The 20,819-nt window shown below is 57.6% G+C and carries 18 protein-coding genes, 4 tRNA genes, 2 pseudogenes and 1 riboswitch; of the genes and pseudogenes, 16 read left to right on the top strand and 8 right to left on the bottom strand.

Features of this window, described 5'->3' with window-relative positions:
* The first annotated feature begins 9 nt into the window (after positions 1–9).
* The 7 genes from CKW23_RS03090 to astE all read left to right on the top strand — a co-directional run bounded on the left by CKW23_RS03090 (position 10) and on the right by astE (position 7,703).
* A complete protein-coding gene (locus CKW23_RS03090) occupies positions 10–1,227 on the top strand; it encodes an aspartate aminotransferase family protein (protein WP_095067021.1) in 1,218 nt (405 codons plus the stop codon).
* 135 nt (positions 1,228–1,362) lie between these two features.
* Positions 1,363–2,394 (top strand): arginine/ornithine succinyltransferase subunit alpha, encoded by a 1,032-nt coding sequence (gene aruF / locus CKW23_RS03085; protein WP_025259035.1) that lies wholly within the window; start codon positions 1,363–1,365, stop codon positions 2,392–2,394.
* Positions 2,395–2,464: 70 nt separating this feature from the next.
* Positions 2,465–3,490 carry an arginine N-succinyltransferase gene (gene astA / locus CKW23_RS03080; RefSeq protein WP_025259036.1) on the top strand — a complete coding sequence of 342 codons (1,026 nt, stop codon included), beginning with the start codon at positions 2,465–2,467 and terminating at the stop codon, positions 3,488–3,490.
* A complete protein-coding gene (astD, locus tag CKW23_RS03075) occupies positions 3,487–4,956 on the top strand; it encodes a succinylglutamate-semialdehyde dehydrogenase (RefSeq protein WP_162883713.1) in 1,470 nt (489 codons plus the stop codon). The genes astA and astD overlap by 4 nt, the downstream gene beginning before the upstream one ends.
* Before the next feature lie 46 nt (positions 4,957–5,002).
* Entirely contained in the window at positions 5,003–6,349 is a 1,347-nt protein-coding gene (gene astB / locus CKW23_RS03070) for an N-succinylarginine dihydrolase (protein WP_025259038.1), read from the top strand.
* A 63-nt stretch (positions 6,350–6,412) separates the two neighbouring features.
* A complete protein-coding gene (locus tag CKW23_RS03065) occupies positions 6,413–6,697 on the top strand; it encodes a hypothetical protein (protein ID WP_025259039.1) in 285 nt (94 codons plus the stop codon).
* Between the two features lie 13 nt (positions 6,698–6,710).
* On the top strand, positions 6,711–7,703 hold the full coding sequence (gene astE / locus CKW23_RS03060) for a succinylglutamate desuccinylase (RefSeq protein WP_025259040.1): 993 nt from the start codon (positions 6,711–6,713) through the stop codon (positions 7,701–7,703).
* Between the two features lie 70 nt (positions 7,704–7,773).
* Here astE and CKW23_RS03055 read toward each other — a convergent pair whose 3' ends face one another.
* Positions 7,774–8,286: a 6,7-dimethyl-8-ribityllumazine synthase gene (locus CKW23_RS03055; RefSeq protein WP_025259041.1), complete on the bottom strand. Its 513-nt coding sequence runs from the start codon at positions 8,284–8,286 to the stop codon at positions 7,774–7,776.
* A gap of 123 nt (positions 8,287–8,409) precedes the next feature.
* A riboswitch (FMN riboswitch) is annotated at positions 8,410–8,578 on the bottom strand.
* A 211-nt stretch (positions 8,579–8,789) separates the two neighbouring features.
* Here CKW23_RS03055 and ltaE point away from each other — a divergent pair.
* From ltaE to CKW23_RS03020, 7 genes are all read left to right on the top strand, one after another.
* Positions 8,790–9,794, top strand: a complete 1,005-nt coding sequence (gene ltaE / locus CKW23_RS03050) for a low-specificity L-threonine aldolase (RefSeq protein ID WP_025259042.1) — start codon at positions 8,790–8,792, stop codon at positions 9,792–9,794.
* 144 nt (positions 9,795–9,938) lie between these two features.
* Positions 9,939–12,563: an alanine--tRNA ligase gene (alaS, locus tag CKW23_RS03045; protein ID WP_025259043.1), complete on the top strand. Its 2,625-nt coding sequence runs from the start codon at positions 9,939–9,941 to the stop codon at positions 12,561–12,563.
* Positions 12,564–12,656: 93 nt separating this feature from the next.
* On the top strand, positions 12,657–13,889 hold the full coding sequence (locus CKW23_RS03040; protein WP_025259044.1) for an aspartate kinase: 1,233 nt from the start codon (positions 12,657–12,659) through the stop codon (positions 13,887–13,889).
* Positions 13,890–14,061: 172 nt separating this feature from the next.
* Positions 14,062–14,250 (top strand): carbon storage regulator CsrA, encoded by a 189-nt coding sequence (csrA, locus tag CKW23_RS03035; RefSeq protein ID WP_002554426.1) that lies wholly within the window; start codon positions 14,062–14,064, stop codon positions 14,248–14,250.
* Positions 14,251–14,312: 62 nt separating this feature from the next.
* Positions 14,313–14,403, top strand: a tRNA-Ser gene (locus CKW23_RS03030).
* 109 nt (positions 14,404–14,512) lie between these two features.
* Positions 14,513–14,589 (top strand) — tRNA-Arg (locus CKW23_RS03025).
* A gap of 87 nt (positions 14,590–14,676) precedes the next feature.
* Positions 14,677–14,753: transfer RNA gene (locus CKW23_RS03020), tRNA-Arg, on the top strand.
* Between the two features lie 43 nt (positions 14,754–14,796).
* Here CKW23_RS03020 and bamE read toward each other — a convergent pair.
* A complete protein-coding gene (gene bamE, locus CKW23_RS03015) occupies positions 14,797–15,276 on the bottom strand; it encodes an outer membrane protein assembly factor BamE (RefSeq protein ID WP_025259045.1) in 480 nt (159 codons plus the stop codon).
* A gap of 322 nt (positions 15,277–15,598) precedes the next feature.
* Here bamE and mgtE point away from each other — a divergent pair, with 322 nt between their 5' ends.
* Positions 15,599–17,041: a magnesium transporter gene (mgtE, locus tag CKW23_RS03010; RefSeq protein WP_025259046.1), complete on the top strand. Its 1,443-nt coding sequence runs from the start codon at positions 15,599–15,601 to the stop codon at positions 17,039–17,041.
* A gap of 63 nt (positions 17,042–17,104) precedes the next feature.
* Here the strand turns inward: mgtE and CKW23_RS03005 are convergent, their stop codons facing one another.
* The 4 genes from CKW23_RS03005 to CKW23_RS02990 form a co-directional block, all read right to left on the bottom strand.
* The gene (locus CKW23_RS03005; RefSeq protein ID WP_025259047.1) at positions 17,105–18,184 is read right to left on the bottom strand and encodes a polyamine ABC transporter substrate-binding protein; all 1,080 of its coding nucleotides are present in this window, start codon (positions 18,182–18,184) and stop codon (positions 17,105–17,107) included.
* 171 nt (positions 18,185–18,355) lie between these two features.
* On the bottom strand, positions 18,356–18,682 hold the full coding sequence (locus CKW23_RS03000; RefSeq protein ID WP_025259048.1) for an Arc family DNA-binding protein: 327 nt from the start codon (positions 18,680–18,682) through the stop codon (positions 18,356–18,358).
* Positions 18,683–19,125: 443 nt separating this feature from the next.
* Positions 19,126–19,311 (bottom strand): PA3371 family protein, encoded by a 186-nt coding sequence (locus tag CKW23_RS02995; RefSeq protein WP_025259049.1) that lies wholly within the window; start codon positions 19,309–19,311, stop codon positions 19,126–19,128.
* Positions 19,312–19,347: 36 nt separating this feature from the next.
* Positions 19,348–19,587, bottom strand: coding sequence for a hypothetical protein (locus tag CKW23_RS02990; protein WP_025259050.1), 240 nt, complete (start codon positions 19,585–19,587; stop codon positions 19,348–19,350).
* Positions 19,588–19,889: 302 nt separating this feature from the next.
* On the opposite strand from CKW23_RS02990, the gene CKW23_RS02985 reads away from it, so the two are divergent.
* Positions 19,890–19,966 (top strand) — tRNA-Arg (locus CKW23_RS02985).
* A gap of 376 nt (positions 19,967–20,342) precedes the next feature.
* Here the strand turns inward: CKW23_RS02985 and CKW23_RS27130 are convergent.
* Positions 20,343–20,552 (bottom strand): annotated as a pseudogene (locus CKW23_RS27130) (LysR family transcriptional regulator); the annotation flags it as partial.
* A gap of 161 nt (positions 20,553–20,713) precedes the next feature.
* Positions 20,714–20,819 (bottom strand): annotated as a pseudogene (locus CKW23_RS02975) (AAA family ATPase); the annotation flags it as partial.

The raw sequence follows: 20,819 nt of genomic DNA, 5'->3' as shown, positions 1-20,819 counted from the left end.
GAGACTCCGATGTCCGTTGAGCATGCTGCGGTGCAACGCGCCGATTTCGACCAGGTGATGGTCCCCAACTACGCACCGGCCGGGTTTATCCCCGTGCGTGGCGCGGGCTCCCGTGTATGGGATCAGGCGGGACGCGAACTGGTGGATTTCTCCGGCGGGATTGCCGTCAACGTGCTGGGCCATTGCCATCCGGCGCTGGTGGGTGCCTTGACTGCGCAGGCCAACAATCTGTGGCATGTCTCCAACGTCTTCACCAATGAGCCGACCTTGCGTCTGGCCAGAAAACTGGTGGACTCGACCTTTGCCGAGCGCGTGTTCTTCTGCAACTCCGGCGCCGAGGCCAACGAAGCCGCCTTCAAGCTGGCGCGTCGTGTTGCCCACGACCTGCATGGTCCTGAGAAGTACGAAATCATTGCAGCCTTGAACAGCTTCCACGGCCGTACCCTGTTCACGGTGAGCGTTGGTGGGCAGCCCAAGTACTCCGATGGTTTCGGGCCGAAGATCACCGGCATCAGCCACGTGCCGTACAACGATCTGGAAGCGTTGAAAGCCGCCGTGACCGACAAGACCTGCGCCGTGGTTCTGGAGCCGATCCAGGGCGAAGGCGGTGTCCTGCCGGCTGAGCTTGAATACCTGCAAGGCGCCCGCAAACTGTGCGACGAGCACAACGCACTGCTGATCTTCGATGAAGTGCAGAGCGGCATGGGCCGTAGCGGCCATCTGTTTGCCTACATGCACTACGGCGTGACGCCGGACATCCTGTCCAGCGCCAAGAGCATTGGTGGCGGTTTCCCTCTGGCGGCGATGCTGACCACCGAGAAACTGGCCAAGCACTTTGCGGTCGGCGTACACGGCACCACTTACGGCGGCAACCCGCTGGCTTGTGCGGTGGGCGAGGCGGTGATCGACGTCGTCAACACCCCTGAAGTCTTGAAGGGTGTTCAAGACAAGCATCAGAAATTCAAGGCTCGCCTGGAAGCGATCGGCGAGCAATACGGCGTATTCACTGAAGTGCGCGGCCTTGGGCTGCTGATCGGCTGCGTGCTGTCCGATGCCTGGAAAGGCAAGGCCAAGGACATCTTCAACGCTGCTGAAGCTCAGGACCTGATGATCCTGCAAGCCGGCCCGGATGTGATTCGTTTCGCGCCAAGCCTGGTGATTGAAGACGCTGATATCGACGAAGGCCTGAACCGCTTCGAGCGCGCCATTGCCAAGCTGACAGCCTGATACATTGCTGGACTTTCCGGTGTTCGCTTCTTGGCGGGCGCCGGACATTTTTCCTGTGCCGGGCGGCTTCCAGGCTGCGCGGTGCTCTTTTTAGTGCCGGTGTTTCCGGCCTGTGATCTGGTAAGGAGTGGCACCATGCTGGTGATGCGCCCCGCGCAAATGGCTGATCTGGCAGAAGTCCAGCGCCTCGCCGCCGACAGTCCGATTGGTGTGACGTCCTTGCCTGACGATGCTGGTCGCCTGGGCGACAAGATCGGCGCTTCGGAGGCATCGTTCGCCGCCGAGGTCAGTTTCAATGGCGAAGAAACCTACTTCTTCGTGCTTGAAGACAGCGAGAACGGTCGTCTGGTGGGCTGTTCCGGCATCGTCGCTTCCGCAGGCTACTCCGAGCCGTTCTACAGCTTTCGTAACGAAACCTTCGTGCACGCCTCACGCGAGCTGAAGATCCACAACAAGATCCACGTCCTGTCCCAATGCCATGACCTGACAGGCAACAGCCTGCTGACCAGCTTCTACGTGATCCCTGAACTGGTGGGCACCGCCTGGTCGGAGCTCAATTCTCGCGGCCGCCTGCTGTTTGTCGCCAGCCACCCCGAGCGTTTCGCCGATTCGGTGGTGACCGAGATCGTGGGCTACAGCGACGAGAACGGCGACTCACCGTTCTGGGATGCCATCGGGCGCAACTTCTTCGACCTGAACTACGCTGAAGCCGAACGTTTGTGTGGCCTGAAAAGCCGCACATTCCTGGCCGAGCTGATGCCGCATTATCCGATCTATGTCCCGCTCCTGACCGACGCTGCTCAGGAAGCCATGGGGCAAGTGCATCCGCGTGCCCAGATCACCTTCGACATCCTGATGCGCGAAGGTTTCGAGACCGATCATTACATCGACATTTTCGACGGTGGTCCGACCTTGCACGCTCGGGTTTCCGGGATTCGTTCGATTGCCCAGAGCCGTCTGGTGCCGGTCAAGATCGACACCAGCGCAACGGACGATGCCGGCAAGGGCGCACGCCTGTATCTGGTGACCAACGGGCTGCTGCAGGATTACCGTGCAACCCTGCTGGAGCTGGACTGGGCACCCGGCCGGCCGGTGGTGCTGAGCCTGCAGGCCGCCGAGGCCCTGGGTGTCGGTGAAGGTGCCAGCGTGCGCCTGGTCGCCGTCTGAGCCTGATCGTCCGAACATAGCGGATTAGCCAGTTTTCCGGGCTCCAGAGGAGTCCGGTCGAGGAGATAACATGATCGTTCGTCCCGTACGCAGCAGTGACCTGCCCGCGCTGATCGAGTTGGCGCGCAGCACCGGCGCAGGCCTGACGACATTGCCCGCCAATGAGCAGCGCCTGGCGCATCGGGTGGGCTGGGCGGAGAAGTCCTTTCGTGGCGAAGCCGAGCGTGCGGATGCCGATTACCTGTTCGTGCTCGAAGACGATGACGGACGTGTGATCGGTATTTCTGCCATCGCGGGTGCCGTTGGCTTGCGTGAGCCTTGGTACAACTATCGCGTCGGGCTGACGGTCAGCGCCTCTCAGGAACTCAATATCTACCGTGAGATTCCGACCCTGTTCCTGGCCAACGACCTGACCGGCAACTCCGAACTGTGCTCGCTGTTCCTTCACAGCGATTCGCGTACCGGCCTCAATGGTCGCCTGCTGTCCAAGGCGCGGATGCTGTTCATTGCCGAGTTTCCGAAGCTGTTCGGCAACAAGATCATCGCCGAGATGCGTGGCATGTCGGACGACAAGGGGCGTTCGCCATTCTGGGAAAGCCTGGGTCGCCACTTCTTCAAGATGGAGTTCAGCCAGGCCGACTACCTGACCGGCGTGGGCAACAAGGCATTCATCGCCGAACTGATGCCCAAGTTTCCGCTGTATACCTGCTTTCTTTCGGAAGATGCGCGCAGCGTCATTGGCCGGGTTCACGCCGATACCGAGCCTGCTCTGACGATGCTCAAGAGTGAGGGTTTCAACTATCAGGGTTACGTCGACATCTTCGATGCCGGCCCGGCCATCGAGTGTGAAACCACTAAAATCCGCGCTGTGCGTGACAGCCAGACGCTGGTGCTGGCTATCGGCACGCCGGGTGATGATGCGCCGAAATTCCTGATCTACAACCGAAAGCGTGAAGAAGGCCGGATTACCATCGGGCAGGCTCGCATGGCGGCCGGCGCGCTGGTGGTTGATCCGCTGACGGCCCGACGCCTGCGCATGAGTCCTGGCGACAATGTGCGTGCTGTGCCTTTGTCGGCGGTGCGGGAGGGCGCTTGATGAGCACGCTGTATATCGCAGGTGTCTGGCAGGACGGGCAAGGTGACGCATTCGACTCCTTGAACCCGGTGACCCAGCAGGTTCTGTGGTCAGGCCGGGGCGCAAGTGCCTCTCAGGTCGAAACCGCCGTGCAGGCGGCGCGTCAGGCTTTTGCGGGCTGGGCTTCGCGCTCGCTGGAAGATCGTATTTCGGTGCTGGAAGCGTTTGCCGCCAGCCTCAAGAATCATGCGGACGAACTGTCGCATTGCATGGGTGAGGAAACCGGCAAGCCACTCTGGGAGTCGGCCACTGAAGTGACCAGCATGGTCAACAAGATTGCCATCTCGGTGCAGAGTTACCGTGAGCGAACCGGCGAAAAGAGTGGTCCGCTGGGCGATGCCACAGCGGTGTTGCGCCACAAGCCCCATGGCGTTGTAGCGGTCTTCGGCCCTTACAATTTCCCCGGCCATTTGCCCAATGGGCATATCGTGCCGGCACTGCTGGCGGGCAATGCGGTGCTGTTCAAGCCCAGTGAGCTGACGCCAAAGGTTGCCGAGTTGACGGTCAAGTGCTGGATCGAAGCCGGCTTGCCCGCTGGTGTATTGAACCTGCTGCAAGGCGGGCGCGAAACCGGTATCGCCCTGGCGGCCAATCCGGGTATCGATGGCGTGTTCTTTACCGGTTCCAGCCGTACCGGCAATGCCTTGCATCAACAGTTCGCCGGGCGTCCGGACAAGATTCTGGCCCTGGAAATGGGGGGTAATAACCCGCTGGTGGTCGATGAGGTCCAGGATGTCGACGCAGCGGTGTACACCGTGATTCAGTCAGCCTTCATTTCGGCTGGCCAGCGCTGTACCTGTGCCCGGCGTTTGCTGGTGCCGCAAGGTGCCTGGGGCGATGCATTCCTGTCCCGGCTGGTGGCAGTGACAGCCACCCTTGAAGTCGGCGCTTTCGACCGCCAGCCTGCGCCTTTCATGGGCTCGGTGATTTCTCTGCAGGCCGCTGCCGCTTTGCTGGCTGCCCAGCGTGATCTGCTGGGCAAGGGCGCCAATGCGTTGCTGGAAATGACTCAGCCGCAGGAACAGGCCGCCTTGCTTACGCCGGGCATTATTGATGTGAGCGCTGTCAGCGAGCGTCCTGACGAGGAGCTGTTCGGCCCGTTGTTGCAGGTGATCCGCTACGCCGGTTTCGATGCGGCCATCGCAGAGGCCAACGACACGCAATATGGTCTGGCGGCGGGGCTGTTGTCGGATTCCGAAGCGCGTTACAAACAGTTCTGGCTGCAAAGCCGTGCCGGGATCGTCAACTGGAACAAGCAACTGACCGGGGCGGCGAGCAGCGCACCTTTCGGTGGCGTCGGTGCTTCGGGTAACCATCGGGCCAGCGCCTATTACGCCGCCGATTACTGCGCTTACCCGGTTGCGTCCCTGGAGGCCGCAGCATTGACCTTGCCTGCGACACTGACGCCGGGTATCAGGCTCGATTGATAGCAATGCGATGCACCTATAAAAACAGATCTACGGAGCCTTGCCGATGAAATCCTGTGAAGTCAATTTTGACGGTCTGGTTGGGCCTACTCACAACTACGGCGGTCTTTCGTACGGCAATGTGGCTTCCCAGCGCAACAGCCATCAGTGTTCTAACCCTCGCGAAGCGGCATTGCAGGGGCTGGCGAAGATGAAGGCGCTGATGGACATGGGGTTTACCCAGGGTGTACTGGCTCCTCAGGAGCGCCCTGATGTTGCCGGGTTGCGTCAACTGGGTTTCAGCGGCAGCGATACTGAGGTGATCGAGCAGGCGGCAAGACATGACATGCCGCTGCTGGTCGCCAGTTGCTCGGCGTCGAGCATGTGGGTCGCCAATGCCGCGACTGTCAGCCCGAGTGCCGATACGGCCGATGGTCGCGTGCACTTCACGGCGGCCAACCTGAACTGCAAATATCACCGCAGCATCGAGCATCCGACTACCAGTCGTGTGCTGAAAGCGATGTTCGCCAATGAGCAGCATTTTGCCCATCACGCAGCACTGCCAGCGGTTGCGCAGTTCGGCGACGAAGGGGCGGCCAACCACACGCGCTTCTGCCACGACTATGGTCAGGCGGGGGTGGAGTTTTTCGTGTTCGGGCGCAGTGCTTTCGACACCCGCTACCCGGCACCGCAGAAATACCCGGCCAGGCAGACCCTTGAAGCTTCCAGGGCTGTGGCGCGTCTGCATGGCCTGAGCGACAGCGGCGTGGTCTATGGTCAGCAGAACCCGAGCGTGATTGATCAGGGCGTGTTTCACAACGACGTCATTGCGGTAGGCAATGGCGAAGTGCTTTTCTATCACGAGGATGCGTTTCTCAATACCGAGTCGATGCTGGGCGAGTTGCACGAAAAGCTCGGCCGTGCAGGCGGCCTGTTCCAGGCGATCTGTGTGCCGCGCGACGAGGTTTCGGTCGAAGATGCCGTGCGTTCCTATCTGTTCAACAGCCAGCTTTTGTCTCGCGCCGATGGTTCGATGCTGCTGATCGTGCCGCAGGAGTGCCAGGCCAATCTTCGTGTCTGGAATTACCTGCAGCGCCTGCTGGCCGATGGCGGTCCGATTCGCGAAGTGAAGGTCTTCGACCTCAAGCAAAGCATGCAGAACGGCGGCGGTCCGGCGTGCCTGCGCTTGCGCGTGGCCCTCAATGAAACCGAGCTGGCAGCGGTCAATCCCGGCGTCGTCATGACCCCGTCGTTATACGAAACCCTGACTCAATGGGTCGACAGGCACTATCGTGATCGTATGAGCGAAAGCGATCTGGCCGACCCGCAATTGTTGACCGAATGCCGTACGGCATTGGATGAGCTCACGCAAATCCTTAAACTGGGCAGCGTTTATCCCTTTCAACTGGTTTGAAAGTTCTGACGCGCAGGCCTTTATGTCCTGCGCGTGATTTCCATCTTTATAGAGAATCCGAACATGAGCGACGCCCTGCAATTAATCCTCGAAGACACTGATGGCACCCAGCTGGAAACTTCCTGCACCCGCGTAGCCGTCCTCTGGCAGGGTAAAGAGCTGTGGATCCAGCAAGATGGCCGTGGCCAGTTGCTGATCGGTGTCGACGTCGAAGAAGGCGATGCCGAATACGCCAACCTCCTGTTGCGCCCACTGGCCACCAACCTGGTCAGCCTGCAACTGGAAATGGAGCCGGCTGATCCGGGTGAAGAAGATGGTCACGTACACGGACCGGACTGCAATCACTGATCAGGAGCCGCCTATGCTCGCCCTCGGTAAACTGCTTGAACTGACTCTGGCCGGGCGCGAGCCCACGGAAAAGACTCAACTGACCGTCGGCGGCGTACGCATGCGCTGGCTGGGGGAGGGCGCACTCGAAGTACGTGCGCCTCAGGATCGGGACAATGGCACCGATTTGCTGTTGTCTGCCGGTATCCATGGCAACGAAACAGCCCCCATCGAGCTGCTGGACGAATTGATCCGCAGCATCGCACGCGGCGATCTCAAGCCGCGTGCCCGTATTCTGTTCCTGTTCGGCAACCCCGAGGCCATGCGCCGCGGCACACGTTATGTCGAGCAGGACGTCAACCGGCTGTTCAGTGGTCGTCACGAACAGGCGGGCGGTTCAGAGGCCTTGCGCGCCTGCGAGCTGGAGCGTCTGGCCGCCAGCTTCTTCAGCGTGCCGGACCGCTATCGCCTGCATTACGACCTGCACACCGCCATTCGAGGCTCGACCATTGAGCAGTTTGCGCTGTATCCCTGGAAAGAAGGCCGACAGCATTCCCGTCGTGAACTGGCGCGTCTGCGCACTGCCGGCATGAGCGCGGTGCTGCTGCAGAACAAGCCTTCCATCGTATTCAGTGCCTATACCTACGATCAGCTCGGTGCTGAGTCTTTCACGCTGGAACTGGGCAAGGCCCGGCCATTTGGCCATAACCAGCAGGTTAACCTCACGGCACTGCGCAAGGTTCTGGAGCAGATGATCGAAGGTGTCGAGCCTGAGTCGAGCGAGGACCTGGAGGGCTTGCAGCTATTCAGCGTGGCTCGGGAAATCATCAAGCGCAGCGATGCATTCATCCTGAACTTGCCTGACGATGTGCAAAATTTTGCGCCGCTGGAAAAAGGCTACGTGCTGGCCGAAGACGCGGGTGGTTCGCGCTGGGTGGTGGAAGAGGAAGGGGCGCGGATCATTTTCCCCAATCCAAAAGTGGGGAATGGTTTACGGGCCGGGATTTTGATTGTTCCGGCGGTCTGACTTCATCGGCCTCTTCGCGAATGAATTCGCTCCTGCAGAGTCGGCGTAGGAGCGAATTTATTCGCGAAAATCAGCTAGCGGCTTTCTGCAGCGTCTCAAGACGGCGCAGGGCGCGGACCTTGTTCAGGGTGTCGGCACAGGTCTTGGCGGCTTCCTCGCCCTTGTGGACGAAATGCTCGAAGAAGAATTTGTGATGCTCTTCGCCTGCATGGAAATGATGCGGGGTCAGGACCACTGAGAAAACTGGCACTTCGGTTTCCAGCTGGACCTGCATGAGCGCGCTGACCACCGATTGCGCCACGAACTCGTGACGGTAAATGCCGCCATCCACCACCAGGCCGGCAGCGATGATGCCCGAGTAGCGACCGGTATTGGCCAGCAGTTTTGCATGCAGAGGGATTTCAAAGGCACCGCCGACTTCAAAGAAATCGATATCGCTCTCGGTGTAACCATGGTTGGCCATTTCGGCGACGAAGCCTTTTCGGCTCTGATCTACTATATCCTTGTGCCAGCAGGCCTGGATGAACGCGATACGTTCGTTCGAGTGATTTTTGCTCTTGCTGTCGATTGCAGTGGGTTGCACGTGTTCTGACTCCTGTTTATGAAAAAAACAGGGCATTGGATCGAAAGGGATTCAGGTTGCGTATGAAAGCCCCATGAACTCATGTAGTCCATGCAGAGGTTTGCACACGGTCCTGATGGTACATCCCGTTCTCTCTTCATCCGGACTATGACCGTCGGCCCCGGAATCACACCGGGTCTGCTGACCTTGAAGCGCTTCAGTTCAAGCCTGAAACTCCCCAAGCGCTCGCGGGCTAGACGCATTGCGCGCCATTACCGCCGGTGGGGAATTACACCCCGCCCTGAGAACGTTGCCGACATTGTTCATGTCGGGGCGGGATTTTTATCACAGTTTTTTCCATCCTGCATGGACACTTTCGTACGGTGTCCCTACCTTTTGCTTATAAGAGGATCGGAGTGCCCCAGGCCCTGGACCTTGATTATCATGGCAAACCTCAGTAATGCCTTGTTGCAACCTTGAGGTTGCCTGCATTATCGGTCTTCGAGTTTTCAGGGAGCGTATTCGTGACTGTTATCGATCTGCGTAGTGACACGGTGACCCAGCCAACCGCGGGCATGCTTGAGGCCATGGCCCATGCGCCTGTCGGGGATGATGTTTATGGTGAGGACCCGACAGTCAATCTTCTTGAAGCCACACTGGCCAGGCGTCTGGGTTTTGCAGAGGCTCTGTTCGTCCCATCGGGCACTATGAGCAATCTGCTGGCCTTGATGGCGCATTGCGAGCGCGGTGACGAGTACATCGTCGGTCAACAGGCTCACACCTATAAATACGAAGGTGGCGGGGCGGCTGTGCTGGGTTCGATCCAGCCTCAACCGCTGGAAGTCCAGGCCGATGGTTCGCTGGATCTCGGCCAGGTGCTGGCCAGCATCAAGCCCGATGACTTTCATTTTGCCCGCACCCGTTTGCTGGCCCTGGAAAACACCATGCAGGGCAAGGTATTGCCCATGAGTTATCTGGCGGCAGCGCGCAAGTTCACCGAAGAGCACGGCTTGTCTCTGCATCTGGACGGTGCGCGTTTATACAACGCGGCGGTCAGGCTGGGCGTCGATGCCCGGGAAATCACTCGCCATTTCGATTCGGTGTCTGTGTGCCTGTCCAAAGGGCTCGGCGCGCCAGTGGGTTCTGTGCTGTGCGGCTCCCCGGAGCTGATCGCCAAGGCCCGTCGCCTGCGCAAGATGGTCGGTGGGGGCATGCGTCAGGCCGGGATTCTGGCAGCGGCCGGGCTGTATGCGCTGGATCATCAGGTCGAGCGACTGGCCGACGACCACGCCAATGCGGCATTCCTGGCAGCAGGGCTTAGCGAGCTTGGGTACGAAGTCGAGCCTGTGCAGACCAACATGGTGTATGTGCAAATGGGCGAGCGTGCCGATTCGCTCAAGGTATTCTGTGCCGAACGCGACATCAAGCTCAGCGCCGCGCCACGTCTGCGCATGGTCACGCATCTGAATGTGTCCCGTGACCAGCTTGAGCGTGTCATCGCAGTATTCGCTGAGTTTTCACGCATATAAGATGCCGATAGTCCAGTTACTGGTTTCTATCGTACAAACACGCTGTACCGAGGACGCAACGCCTATATAATGCGGCCCTTTGCCGTCGCTACGTCATTTTGACGTTATGCACTGCCTCTGGCCGCAGTCTCCGTGGAAGAACCTATGAAAAGCGCAGAAATCCGTGAAGCCTTCCTTGGCTTCTTCGAAGAGCAAGGCCACACACGTGTCGCCTCCAGCTCCTTGATTCCGGGCAATGACCCAACCCTGCTGTTCACCAACGCAGGCATGAACCAGTTCAAGGATTGCTTCCTGGGCCAGGAAAAGCGTGCCTACACCCGCGCTGTCACCAGTCAGAAGTGCGTGCGTGCCGGTGGCAAGCACAACGACCTGGAGAACGTCGGCTACACCGCCCGTCACCACACATTCTTCGAAATGCTGGGCAACTTCAGCTTCGGTGACTATTTCAAGCGCGACGCGATCACTTACGCCTGGACCTTCCTCACCTCTGAAAAGTGGCTGAACCTGCCCAAGGAAAAACTCTGGGTCACGGTCTACGCCACCGATGACGAAGCCTACGATATCTGGACCAAAGACATCGGCGTTCCGGCCGAGCGCATGGTTCGTATCGGCGACAACAAAGGCGCGCCTTACGCGTCCGACAACTTCTGGACCATGGGCGATACCGGCCCGTGCGGTCCTTGCTCCGAGATTTTCTTCGATCATGGCCCTGAAATCTGGGGTGGCCCACCGGGCTCGCCTGAAGAAGACGGCGACCGTTACATCGAAATCTGGAACAACGTTTTCATGCAGTTCAACCGTACTGCCGATGGTGTACTGCACCCGCTGCCAGCGCCGTCGGTGGATACCGGCATGGGCCTGGAGCGTGTCAGCGCTGTCTTGCAGCACGTGCACTCCAACTACGAAATCGACCTGTTCCAGAGCCTGCTGGCCGCTTCGGCCAAGGCCATCGGTTGCAGCAACGACAATCAGGCATCGCTCAAGGTCGTGGCGGATCACATTCGCTCCTGCGGCTTCCTGATTGCCGATGGCGTACTGCCGTCCAACGAAGGCCGTGGTTATGTATTGCGCCGCATCATTCGTCGGGCCTGCCGCCACGGCAACAAGCTGGGCGCCAAGGGCAGCTTCTTCCATCAGATCGTGGCCGCTCTGGTTGCCGAGATGGGCACAGCATTCCCGGAACTGACTCAGCAGCAGGCGCACATCGAGCGTGTGCTCAAGGCTGAAGAAGAGCAGTTCGCCAAGACCCTGGAGCAGGGCCTGAAAATCCTCGAGCAGGATCTGGCCGAGCTCAAAGGCTCTGTGGTACCGGGCGAAGTCGTGTTCAAGCTGTACGACACCTACGGTTTCCCGATGGACCTGACAGGGGATATCGCCCGTGAACGCAACCTGACCCTCGACGAGGCAGGTTTCGAGCGCGAGATGGACGCCCAGCGTGAGCGTGCCCGTTCCGCCAGTTCGTTCGGCATGGACTACAACAGTCTGGTCAAGGTTGATGTCGCTACACAGTTCACTGGCTATACCGCCACCAGCGGTGCTGCACAGGTCGTTGCTCTTTATAAGGACGGTCAGTCGGTCGAGCAGTTGAGCGAAGGCGAAGAGGGCGTCGTGATTCTCGACACCACGCCGTTCTATGCCGAATCGGGTGGCCAAATCGGTGACAGCGGTTACCTGCAGGCTGGCGCCGTACGTTTCGACGTGCGCGATACCACCAAGACCGGCGGCGCATTCCTGCACCACGGCGTTGTGGCGTCTGGCAGCCTGAAAGTCGGTGAAAAGCTTGAAACCCAGGTAGCTGCCGAAGTGCGTCAGGCGACTTCCCTGAACCACTCGGCCACTCACCTGCTGCACGCGGCATTGCGTCAGGTGCTGGGCGAGCACGTTCAGCAGAAGGGCTCGCTGGTGGACAGTCAGCGTCTGCGCTTCGACTTCAGCCACTTCGAGGCCATCAAGCCCGAGCAACTGCGTGCCCTGGAAGATATCGTCAACGCCGAAGTGCGCAAGAACACTGCGGTGGTCACCGAAGAAACCGACATCGAAACCGCCAGGAAGAAGGGCGCCATGGCGCTGTTCGGCGAGAAGTACGGCGACAGCGTGCGCGTACTGAGCATGGGCGGTGAGTTCTCCGTTGAACTGTGTGGCGGTATTCACGCCAACCGTACCGGCGATATCGCGCTGTTCAAGATCGTCAGCGAAGGCGGCGTGGCTGCAGGCGTGCGTCGTATCGAAGCCGTGACCGGTGCAGCCGCACTGGCCTGGCTGAACTCGGCTGAAGATCAACTCAAGGAAGCCGCTACCCTGGTCAAAGGGAATCGCGACAACCTGCTGGACAAACTGTCGGCTGTGCTGGAGCGCAACCGTCAATTGGAAAAACAACTGGAACAACTGCAGGCCAAGGCCGCCAGTGCGGCGGGCGACGATCTGTCTGCCGCTGCCCTGGATGTCAAAGGGGTCAAGGTCCTGGCCACTCGCCTGGATGGTCAGGATGGCAAGGCGCTGTTGGCGCTGGTCGACCAGTTGAAGAACAAGCTCGGCCGCGCAGTGATCCTGCTCGGCAGTGTTCATGAAGACAAGGTTGTCTTGGTTGCAGGCGTGACCAAGGACCTGACTGGCCAACTCAAAGCCGGTGATTTGATGAAGCAAGCGGCCGCTGCCGTGGGTGGTAAAGGTGGCGGGCGTCCTGACATGGCTCAAGGTGGTGGTGTGGATGCCGCGGCGCTGGATACAGCGTTGGCTCTGGCCGCTCCTTTTGTAGAGCAGGGTATTTGAGTCGAACCTCCAGGCTTGTCAGTGCATGACAGGCCCGGCACTTGGATTTGAATGTTAATGGGTGCCCTTAACGGGTTCTGAGGCGGCTTTGAGATGGCTTTGATCGTACAGAAATTTGGAGGCACCTCGGTTGGCTCTGTAGAGCGTATCGAGCAGGTGGCCGACAAGGTTAAGAAGTTCCGCGAAGCGGGCGATGATCTGGTGGTCGTATTGTCGGCCATGAGCGGCGAAACCAATCGCCTGATTGAGCTGGCCAGACAGATCAGCGATCAGCCGGTTCCTCGTGAGCTGGATGTGATCGTGTCCACCGGCGAACAGGTGACCATTGCCTTGCTGGCAATGGCATTGATGAAGCGCGGCGTGCCGGCGGTGTCCTACACCGGCAATCAGGTGCGTATCCTGACCGACAGCGCACACAACAAGGCCCGTATCCTGCAGATCGACGATCAGAAGATCCGTTCCGACCTGAAGGCCGGCCGTGTCGTGGTGGTCGCCGGTTTCCAGGGTGTCGACGAAAACGGCAATATCACGACCCTGGGTCGTGGCGGTTCCGATACGACGGGCGTGGCGCTGGCAGCAGCCTTGAAGGCTGATGAATGCCAGATCTACACCGACGTGGATGGCGTGTACACCACCGATCCGCGTGTGGTTTCGCAAGCTCAGCGTCTGGACAAGATCACTTTTGAAGAGATGCTGGAAATGGCCAGCCTCGGTTCCAAGGTGCTGCAGATCCGTGCCGTAGAGTTCGCAGGCAAATACAACGTCCCGCTGCGCGTTCTGCACAGCTTCAAGGAGGGGCCGGGCACCCTCATTACCATTGATGAAGAGGAATCCATGGAACAGCCGATCATTTCCGGCATCGCCTTCAACCGCGATGAAGCCAAGCTGACTATCCGTGGTGTGCCAGACACGCCGGGTGTTGCCTTCAAGATTCTCGGCCCGATCAGTGCCGCCAATATCGAAGTCGACATGATCGTGCAGAATGTCGCCCACGATAACACCACCGATTTCACCTTCACGATCCATCGCAACGACTACCAGTCGGCATTGCAGGTTCTGGAAACCACCGCCCGCGAAATCGGCGCTCGTGAAGTTTCCGGCGATACCAAGATTGCCAAGGTTTCCATCGTCGGCGTCGGCATGCGTTCCCACGCAGGTGTCGCCAGCCGCATGTTCGAAGCCCTGGCAAAGGAAGGCATCAACATCCAGATGATCTCCACATCGGAAATCAAGGTTTCTGTGGTGATTGAAGAGAAGTACCTGGAACTGGCTGTGCGCGCATTGCACACGGCTTTCGAGCTGGATGCTCCTCGGCAGGGTGAGTGATCTGCCAGGAGGGCGCGGTCTGACCGCGCCTTTCGTTTTCCTGTGCTGCGCGCAAAGACTGTTCTTTTCTTCGCGCTAGTCAATACTCAGGCTTGGCCGTGGCTTATTCGTCGCAGGCTGATGCCTACTGGTTTTGCAGACTGTTGTTCCTGAAATGCATAAGGAGAAAGGTATGCTGATTCTGACTCGTCGGTGCGCAGAAAGCCTGATCATTGGTGATGGTGAAATCACTGTGACTGTGCTCGGCGTCAAAGGTAATCAAGTGCGAATTGGTGTCAATGCGCCCAAGGAAGTCGCTGTGCATCGTGAAGAAATTTACCTGCGCATAAAGAAAGAGAAGGACGAAGAACCAAGCCATTAATTTTTATTGAATTTTTGGTTTGCAAACGGGGAAAAGGGTGGTTATTATACGCCCCGTGTTGCGGAGAGCTGGCCGAGTGGCCGAAGGCGCTCCCCTGCTAAGGGAGTACACCTCACAAGGGTGTCGGGGGTTCGAATCCCCCGTTCTCCGCCATTATTTCTGTAGTGCGTTGGATCTGGCTTCTTCTGTAAGTTGTTGAAATTACTAGAAAAAGTGCTTTACAAAATGATTTAACGACCTATAATGCGCGGCACCAACACATGCACTCGTAGCTCAGCTGGATAGAGTACTCGGCTACGAACCGAGCGGTCACAGGTTCGAATCCTGTCGAGTGCACCATTTAAGGTTAACTGGTCTGATGTAGTCAAATACAGACTTCCAGATAATCGGCTTCAACCAGAGGTGATCTGGTATAAAAATACCAATGCACTCGTAGCTCAGCTGGATAGAGTACTCGGCTACGAACCGAGCGGTCACAGGTTCGAATCCTGTCGAGTGCACCATACACCAGAAAGCCCACATCGAAAGATGTGGGCTTTTTGCTTTCTAGCGTTTTCCTTTCACGCATCCGTTTTCATCGAATGTCACATTGTTGCTGCGACCCTTTTTCAGGTTGTAGGTGTAGCGCAGCTCTCCGTTGCGGTTTGTGATCTTGTCCGGGCGGCCCAGCAGGCTTTCCACATCTCGTTTGGTCATGCCGGGCGGCGTGCGCTGGTTGATGATGGCCTGCCGACGCTGTTCCGGGCTCAGGCGATTGCCACAGCCATCTTCCTGCTGGCCGACCACCACTATTTCCTTGCTGGCCTGAGTGCTTCGCCTGTCTGCGCTCGGAAGAAGGGGCGTTATGCTTCCGGGAGGTGCATTGAAGGCTTCCTGCAACTGGCTGGTGTGGCCGACCGGACAACCCAGGGTGGTGAACGTGATCTTGCCGGTCGGGTCTTCGCAGCGCTGAACCGTATTGGCTTGTGTGTAAAACGGCAGGCAGAGCAGGTTGCTCCATAACAAAAGGCGAGGCGTGATACGCATTGCCGAGTCCTCCATGACGTGGTTCGTCATCCTAGTCAGGGGCTTGCTCCCCGGCGAGCGTGTTTTCTTCGCTGAATGTGACGTCGTAACTTCGTTGCCTCGCAAAATCTTCAGGTTTGCCTCGCAAGCGCCTGTTCTTGCCTGAATTTTCTCGCGTGCGATCCGCTCAAAGCGGTGTATCATTGCGCCCGTCAGCCCCGCCGGGGCTTGTGGAATACCTCCATGGACTTACCCAGTAGTTACTCAATAGCTCGTTTCACCAATCAAGAATCAACTGATTGATCCTCCCGGCGTGCTCCGCTGCTGGGAGTGGAGTTCGCCTATGACTGAAATAGAAGTAAAAAAAACGCAGGAAAGCTTGCAGGATCGCCTTGCTCAAGTGGTCGATCTGCTGCAGCGCCAGCGTGTGGTCGAAGACCTGATCCATCGCCAGGAAGGTCAGAATCAGGATCGCGTAGAAAACCTCGTTCATCGTCAGAACCTGGTCGAGCTGCAACGCAAGCTCGATGACCTGCACTCTGCTGACGTCGCCTACATCCTCGAGGCATTGCCTCTTGAGGAGCGCCTGACTGTCTGGCAATTGGTCAAGGCTGAGCGTGACGGCGATATCCTCCTTGAAGTGTCCGACTCCGTCCGGGAAACCCTGATCGCCGACATGGACGATCACGAGTTGCTGGCGGCGGCCAGGGAGATGGACGCCGACGAACTCGCTGACCTGGCGCCTGAGCTGCCTCGCGATGTCGTTCATGAGCTGATGGAAGCGCTGGACGTCCAGCAGCGCGAGCGTGTCCGCTCCGCGCTTTCCTACGACGAGGAGCAGGTCGGTGCGCTCATGGACTTCGAGATGGTGACCATCCGTGAGGATGTCAGCCTGGAAGTCGTATTGCGTTACCTGCGGCGTTTGAAGGAGCTGCCGAGCCACACCGACAAACTCTTCGTGGTTGATCATGACGGCGTTCTCAAGGGCGTGCTGCCGATCAAGCGTCTGTTGGTCAATGACCCCGACAAGCAGGTCGGTGAAGTCATGGCTGACGACCCTGTCAGTTTTCACCCGGAAGACGATGCCTACGACGCTGCCCAGGCATTCGAGCGTTATGACCTGATTTCCACGCCGGTGGTCGACAAGAGCGGCAAGCTGATCGGCCGTCTGACCATCGACGAAATGGTCGACCTGATTCGTGAGGAGAGCGAGAGCGAAGTCCTCAGCATGGCGGGTCTGCGTGAAGAAGAAGACATCTTCGCTTCCGTATGGCGCTCGCTGCGTAACCGCTGGGCCTGGCTGGCGGTCAATCTGATCACGGCGTTTCTGGCTTCGCGTGTGATCGGCCTGTTTGAAGGTTCGATCGAGAAGCTGGTGGCTCTGGCGGCATTGATGCCGATTGTGGCCGGCATCGGCGGCAACTCGGGGAACCAGACCATTACCATGATCGTGCGCGCCATGGCGCTGGACCAGGTCAGCACCGGCAATACCTCGCGCCTGTTACGCAAGGAGCTGGCGGTTGCGTTGCTCAATGGCCTGATATGGGGCGGGGTCATTGGTGTGGTGGCTTATGTGCTCTACGACAGTTGGTCACTGGGCGTGGTCATGACGGCTGCCATGACGCTCAACTTGCTGCTGGCCGCTTTCATGGGTGTCCTGATTCCCATGACGCTCGCACGCCTTGGGCGCGATCCGGCCATGGGGGCGAGTGTCATGATCACTGCGATGACTGACAGTGGCGGGTTCTTCATTTTCCTGGGGCTGGCGACCATCTTTCTGCTTTGATAACCGTCACCATAAAAAAACCGCCTGTTCAGGCGGTTTTTTGTTTTCGGGGGCCACAACTGATCATTGCCCGGCTTTGACTTCTTTCCATGTGCGCAGCCTCAGCGCTTCACTGTCGGCAGGTATCGCTTTTTGGGCGAACAGTGTGCCGAAGGTTTCTTCGTCGGGGTAGATTCTGGGGTCGCTGTGCACTGCTACGTCCAGCAGTGCTTCTGACTTCTCGTTGCCGTTCGCATAGTGCAGATAGTTGGAGATGCCGGCGATCACCTTGGGTGCCAACAGGTAGTTCATGAAGGCGTACGCGGCTTTTTCATTGGGGGCATCGACAGGCATGGCGACCATATCGAACCACATCGGCGCGCCTTCCTTGGGGATCACATAGTTGATGTCGATGCCGCTGCCTGTTTCCTTCGCTTTGCGCTCTGCCAGCATGACATCTCCTGAATACCCGACCGCCACACAGATCTTGCCGCTGGCCAGGTCTGCTATGTAGTTGGTTGAATGGAAGTAGCTCACGTAAGGCTGTATCGCCATCAAGGCCGCTTTGGCCTTGGTGTAATCCCCGGCGACTTCGCTTTGTGGAGGCAACTGCAGGTAGTTGAGTGCGATGGGCAAGACACTGGGCGCGCTGTCGATAAAGGCAACACCGCATTGAGCCAGCTTTTTCATGTTCTCGGGCTTGAAGACCAGGTCCCACGAGTCGAGCGGCGCATCGTTGCCCAGAGCAGCCTTGACCTTGGTCACGTTGTAGCCAATGCCGGTGGTCCCCCACAGATAGGGAAAAGCATGCTCGTTGCCCGGATCGATGCCTCTGAGCACCTTGAGCAGAACCGGGTTGAGGTTTTTCCAGTTGGGTAGCTGGCTTTTGTCCAGCTTCTTCAGGTCGCCGCGCTGAATCTGGACACCCATGAAATGACTCGACGGCACCACGATGTCGTAACCGGAATGCCTGGCCCTGAGCTTTTCGTCCAGAGTCTCGTTGCCGTCGTAGGTGTCATAGGTGGCTTCAATGCCGGTGTCTTTCTGAAAGTTTTTCAGTGTGTCCGGAGCAAAGTAATCCTCCCAGTTGAACACCTTGACGGTCTGGGCGGCCTCGCTCATCGAGGTGACCAGCATCAGGGGTACGAAGGCTTTGGCAAGCATTTCGTGGCTCCTTGGAGGATTTGATGATCGCGATGCACGAACAATCATCGCCTCGGGAGCAGTGATCATGAAATGCATACCTATAGGAAATAATCTTATAGGCATTTGGAGAGGGGACCACAATAAAAAAGCCAGCTTTCGCTGGCTTGAATGCTTTTTTTCTCTGATTTCTTACGACTCTTCTGAAGCAAGTTCCGTGTCGTGAGCGATCAGGGACACCAGTGCATTCTGCTGGCGGTGTGAGAGTTGACGAAAACGCTGCAGCAGCTCGCGTTCGTGCAGGGACAGCTCAGGACTATCAAGACGCAGATTTGGCTCATCGCCAAGTGCACCTTCCTGAATCAGGCTCTGCTCGAGTCGAGCGATGATTTCCGAGTTCATGCTGCGGTGATGGTTTTTGGCTACCTCTTGCACACGATTACGCATGCCATCTGGTAGGCGAACGACGAACTTGTCAGCCGTGCGGCTGGAATAAGTAGCCTGTTTCATAGGGCTCATATATTTAACCGGTTAGTTCAGGGGGAAGCGGTTCTCGCAAGTGGCCGCCAGATTGCCATTATGGGACAGTCGTTTTGGCCAAATGTTCCAACCGAGTTATCCAAAGGGTGAGGCATCATGCCCTATTACGTCGAATCCTTGGCGTCAATTCTGTGACAAATATTGACTCAGATAAAGGCGTTTAGCCAGCACCAATTGTCAGAATTGCGAGAGGTTTTGCAAAGCTTGCCAATTCCTGCTCATCCAGGTGACACGACGAACGCCTGACTACTTTTTGCCATGATGGCTATCTGTCTTCAGCTTAGATGCTTATCCTCAACAAGACGAAGAATGCCGACGGGCGTGCTATGGCGGGGGAGGGGAACAGTACTTCAAGAAGCCGATGACCCAGTCAGCAATGGCGTGCAGCCCTACCGACCAGTACAACCATCAGCGTGTATCAGTCAGCGCAGAACCGGATCGAACTTGAAGCGACGCCCAATGACCATGGCCGCTACAAAAAGACTGCCAAACATCCCGGCGGCGATTTTCGAGGCGATATTCAATACATACGCCTGCTCAGGGAGAAGAAGATCAACGGCAACAGCCATCAGTGCCAGGATCATGAATGACAATGCGGATTTTGACATGGCTACTCTCTCGTGAAGGTGGGCTATGTGACGATCTCAGAAGACCCAACGCTCTTCAGCACGATTTGGCAGCGGGGCTTCCTTGACCTCATGACCCAGCGTAGCTGCATTGAAGCGCCTGTCACCCATGACCGCCAGTTGCGGTGCCTGACGGATCACCTCATGGGGCTGAGCATGCTTGGTTATCTGGTCGTCCTGAATGCGCGTGTCCTGAAAATGAAATGCCACCAGAGCTACCAGAGCGGCTGCATTCAACACTGAGAGAGTCATGTTCATTTTCAGGTACCTTGCGTGGAGTGTCGTCACATGCACTGATAATGCAGCCTGCATGCCAATTTTATTTCAATAAAAAATCCTTATAAAACAATGGCTTGTGTTTGTTTTTAGGCGGCTGGATATTGCGTTTTGCAATGATGGCTTTTTGGGGTAATGCAAAATGCACGACCATGCCTGCAAACGCTCTACGCCGGGATGTGGACTACGATTACCGGAGGTAATGACGACATGACAAAATCCCTCCATGCCGTTAACATGCACGCCGTCCTCGCTGGCACCAGTCGGTGTGCTGGCAACTCAGTGTCTCAGTAGCTCAATTGGATAGAGCATCCCCCTCCTAAGGGGAAGGTTGGCAGTTCGAACCTGCCCTGGGACACCATATTTTGCAGGGTTTTTTATTGGTTTCTTGTACGGCACGGCAAATCAGTCACTACTTCGGTCACTACTTCTTTTTTGTCTCTTTTGCATTCTGCAAGCGTTCGATTCCGCCCCCCCCCCTCCAATGATGTAGCTTGGCCGTCATTCACAAAAGGTTTTGTCCACAGGGCTTGGCTAATTCATAGCGTGTCTATCAAAAAGACGTAAGCTCTGAGGTCTGTAAGCTTCGCTCCGAGTCTTGCGATAGCCCTGCGTCGATTCTGTCCGTCTCAACCGCAAAAGCCATGGGAAATCCATTGGTCAACAGTGCGCCGATCATTCTATGCGAATGGTAGGTAACTGACCCTGGATGCTGTCTCCCGATTCATATGACCGCGTTAGATTGATGAAAATGTCTGCCGCTCCGAGAACCACTCCAGAGCCTTCGCTTTGAATGCTTCTGCCGCTGGGGTTAGAGGGTAACGCTGGTCATAGGCCAGGACGATTCGCTGAGGCGGAAGTGCTTGCTTGATGGGGCGACAGACCAGAGGCAAGCCATCGTAGCTTCGGTCACCGAAGGGCCTGGTATAGGTCAGAGCTACACCAAATGTTAGCGCTGATTGAAAACTGACCCACCCTGCCGATTGAAAATTGACCCAGGATGGATTGCTGATTTTTGCCCCAGCAATTGTGAATAAGCTTAGCAGCAGTGTGCCGATTCAAGACGCATCAAGCCCCACCGCATGCAGCAGGGCATTTATGGTGCGGATCAACATGGCTCATCGTCCTCGACATCATCTCCGTCCTTGCGCTTTCGTTCCCGTGACTTGATCTTTGTCTGCGCGGCCAAGGTGCTGTGTTGTAGTCGGTAGGAC

It is taken from the genome of Pseudomonas sp. Irchel 3A18 (assembly GCF_900187465.1).
GTDB classification, from domain to species: domain Bacteria; phylum Pseudomonadota; class Gammaproteobacteria; order Pseudomonadales; family Pseudomonadaceae; genus Aquipseudomonas; species Aquipseudomonas cichorii.
The sequence above is the reverse complement of the archived record's forward strand: the minus strand, read 5'-3'. Positions and strand labels throughout refer to the sequence as shown.